Source organism: Actinotalea sp. C106 (genome assembly GCF_023630195.1).
GTDB lineage: Bacteria > Actinomycetota > Actinomycetes > Actinomycetales > Cellulomonadaceae > Actinotalea.
This window is the reverse complement of sequence record NZ_JALPKN010000358.1, coordinates 1-2,712: the sequence shown is the minus strand read 5'-3', so window position 1 is coordinate 2,712 and position 2,712 is coordinate 1. Positions and strand designations below refer to the sequence as shown.

The following is a 2,712-nucleotide window of genomic DNA, read 5'->3' as shown; positions in this document are numbered from 1 at the left end:
GGCCCGGCGGGCGTGGGGGCGGCGGGGCGCGGCCCGGCGGGCATCGGGGCGCGCCTCCCACCGTCGAGCGGCTCGAGCGGGACCTCCGTCCTGGCGACCGAAATACCCATGGGGGGTATGGTGTTGAGCCTGCAGACACCGAGGAGGGGCCCGTGGCGGGATACACCGGCAGCAAGGACGACTACCTCAAGCGGCTGCGCCGCGTGGAGGGGCAGGTCCGTGGGATCGCGCGCATGGTCGACGAGGACACGTACTGCATCGACATCCTCACCCAGGTCTCGGCAGTCACGAAGGCCCTCGAGGCCGTGAGCCTGGGCCTGCTCGAGGACCACCTCGCGCACTGCGTCGTCGACGCGGCGCGCGAGTCCGACGAGGCCGGGGCCGCCAAGGTCCGTGAGGCGGCCGACGCCATCGCCCGCCTCGTCCGCAGCTGACCACCCACCCACCTCGTGTCAGGAGCACGGATACCCAGGGGTATCTGAGGTTCTGACACGAGACGTAGACAGGAGAGCACCATGAGCACCAGCACCCAGACCACCACCGTCGGCGTCCAGGGCATGACCTGCGGGCACTGCGTCAGCTCGGTCGACGAGGAGCTGCGCGCCCTGACCGGCGTCACCGCGGTCGACGTCGACCTCGTGACGGGCGGCACCTCGACGGTCACCATCACCAGCACCGAGCCACTCAGCGACGAGGCCGTCGCCGGCGCGATCGACGAGGCGGGCTACACGATCGCCCCGCCGCGATCGCTGATCTGAGCCGCTGACGGGCTGCGCCGGCCCAGCACCAGCCCGGCGCAGCCCGCAGCCAGCCGCTGTCGACACCCCACCCGCACCACGACCTCGGACGTGATCGCATGACCGACCAGAACCCCGCAGGCACCCCCGCCCCCGGCACGGGAACCACCGCCCCCGGCACGGCCACCACCCCCTCACCCCACGAGCAGACGACGGCCCCCGTCGCCGTGCTCGACCTCGCCGTGAGCGGCATGACCTGCGCCTCGTGCGTGGCGCGGGTCGAGAAGAAGATCGGCAAGGTCCCGGGGGCCACGGCGACAGTCAACCTCGCGACCGAGACCGCCCAGGTCCACGTCTCCGACGACGTCGACGCGGCGTCGGTGGTCAAGGCCGTCCAGGCCGCGGGCTACTCCGCGACCGTGCTGCGCGACAGCCGCGCCGTCGCCAGGGCCAAGGCCGCGCGAGAGGCCGCGACCGAGCACGGGGCGGGTGACGCAGGCGCGCACGACGGCCACGACATGACCCTCTCGGGCCACTCGATGGCCGAGGGCCACGAGATGGACCCGGACGAGGACACCTCGGCCCCCGAGCGGGACCGGGGCGAGGACCTGCGCCGTCGTCTGATCGTCGCCTCGATCCTCACGTTGCCGGTGCTGGTGCTGTCGATGGTGCCGCCGCTGCAGTTCCCGGGCTGGCAGTGGGTCGTGACGGCCCTGGCACTGCCCGTGGTGACCTGGGCCGCGTGGCCCTTCCACCGCGCTGCGGTCCGGGCGGCACGCCACGGCTCCTCGACCATGGACACCCTGGTCTCCCTCGGCATCACCGCGGCGAGCCTGTGGTCCGTCTGGGCGGTGACCCTCGGCGGCGCGGGCGAGATCGGCATGCGGATGGAGCCGGTGCTCATCCCTCGCCTGGGCGCGGGCGAGATGCACATGCCCGAGATCTACTTCGAGGTCGCCGCCGTCGTCGCGACCTTCCTGCTCGCGGGTCGCTACGCCGAGCACCGCTCACGCCGCCAGGCCGGCGACGCCCTGCGCACCCTGCTCTCCCTGGGCGCGACCCAGGCGACCCTGCTGGTCGACGACGGCGGTCGCCGCACCGAGCGCGAGGTCCCGGTCGAGGACCTGCGCGAGGGCGACCTGTTCGCCGTCCGGCCCGGGGAGAAGGTCGCCACCGACGGCGTGGTCGTCGAGGGCACGAGCGCCGTCGACACCTCGCTGCTCACCGGTGAGCCCGTACCCGTGGACGTCGAGCCGGGCAGCCAGGTGACCGGGGCGACCATCAACACCTCGGGCTGGCTCGCGGTGCGGGCGACCCGCGTGGGCGAGGAGACGATGCTCGCGCAGATCGGCCGCCTGGTCGCCCAGGCCCAGACGGGCAAGGCACCGATCCAGCGGCTGGCCGACCGGATCTCGGCGGTGTTCGTCCCGATCGTCAACGTGCTCGCCGTCGGAACCTTCGTCGTCTGGCTGCTGGTCGGCGGCGGCGTGCAGGCGGCGTTCACGGCGGCCGTCGCCGTGCTGATCATCGCCTGCCCGTGCGCCCTGGGCCTGGCCACACCGACGGCCCTGCTGGTCGGCACGGGCCGCGGCGCCCAGCTCGGCATCCTCATCAAGGGCCCTGAGATCCTCGAGTCCACCCGCCGCGTCGACACCGTGGTGCTCGACAAGACCGGCACCGTGACCGAGGGCCGCATGGAGCTCGTCGAGGTGCTGACCGCGGAGGGCGTCGAGCGCGAGGAGCTGCTGCGTTTCGCCGGGGCTGTCGAGGGCCGCAGCGAGCACCCGATCGCCCGCGCCATCGCCGCCGGGGCCCGCGACACCCCCACCACGGGTGGCGCCCCCGAGCCCGGCAGCCCCACGCGCGACGACGTCGCGGCGGGGGCCGACGCAGTCGCGATGGGCTCCGACCAGGTGGTCGCGTTCCTCAACGGGCCCGCCCGCGGCGTCTCGGGCGTGGTCCGCACCGCCCACAG

3 protein-coding genes are annotated in these 2,712 nt (G+C 73.7%); all 3 read left to right on the top strand.

What is annotated here, in order from left to right:
* Positions 1 to 152 precede the first annotated feature (152 nt).
* Positions 153 to 434: a metal-sensitive transcriptional regulator gene (locus tag L0B03_RS16255; protein ID WP_250447811.1), complete on the top strand. Its 282-nt coding sequence runs from the start codon at positions 153 to 155 to the stop codon at positions 432 to 434.
* A gap of 81 nt (positions 435 to 515) precedes the next feature.
* Positions 516 to 758, top strand: a complete 243-nt coding sequence (locus L0B03_RS16250) for a heavy-metal-associated domain-containing protein (RefSeq protein WP_250447809.1) — start codon at positions 516 to 518, stop codon at positions 756 to 758.
* A gap of 98 nt (positions 759 to 856) precedes the next feature.
* The coding region (locus L0B03_RS16245) for a heavy metal translocating P-type ATPase (protein ID WP_374204999.1) at positions 857 to 2,712 on the top strand (1,856 nt) is incomplete at its 3' end.

Excerpts from the sequence above, each read along its gene's own strand:
- L0B03_RS16250 (WP_250447809.1), top strand. The coding sequence starts at position 516 with ATGAGCACCAGCACCCAGACCACCACCGTCGGCGTCCAGGGCATGACC.